General features: G+C 67.4%; 1 protein-coding gene. It reads left to right on the top strand.

The window, feature by feature from the left end:
• Positions 1-59: 59 nt before the first annotated feature.
• On the top strand, positions 60-552 hold a 493-nt coding region (locus tag AC1DWT_RS51815), incomplete at its 3' end, for an AMP-binding enzyme (protein WP_477926347.1).

Genomic DNA, 552 nt, shown 5'->3' with positions numbered 1-552 from the left:
CCGGGGTGCAGTTGGCGCGTGGGTATTTGGGTCGGCCGGGTTTGACAGCGGAGCGGTTCGTGGCGTGTCCGTTCGGTGTGTCCGGTGCGCGGATGTATCGGTCGGGGGATCTGGTGCGGTGGACCGCCGAGGGTGAACTCGAGTTCGTGGGGCGTGTTGATGAGCAGGTGAAGGTGCGGGGGTTCCGAGTCGAACCCGCAGAGGTCGAGGCGGTGCTGCTGTCGCATCCGGCGGTGGCTCAGGCGGTTGTGGTAGCCGACGCCACCGGCAACGGCACCGAACTGATCGGATACGTCGTTCTCCACATCGACGGTGTCGACGGGTCGAGTGAGTCGGCGGCCGAGTTTCGTCGTTTCGTGGCCGGGCGGCTGCCGGAGTTCATGGTGCCCGCGGCGGTGGTGGTGGTGGATCGGTTGCCGCTGACGGTGAACGGCAAGCTCGACCGAAAAGCGTTGCCCGCGCCGGACTTCGTGGGTGGCGTGTTCCGGGCCCCGCGGTCACGGGTGGAGGAGACGCTGGCGTCACTGTACGGTGACGTGCTCGGTCTTCCAC

It is taken from the genome of Rhodococcus sp. P4_B6 (assembly GCF_056402215.1).
Note: the sequence above shows the minus strand (reverse complement) of the source record. Positions and strands in the feature narration are given on the sequence as shown.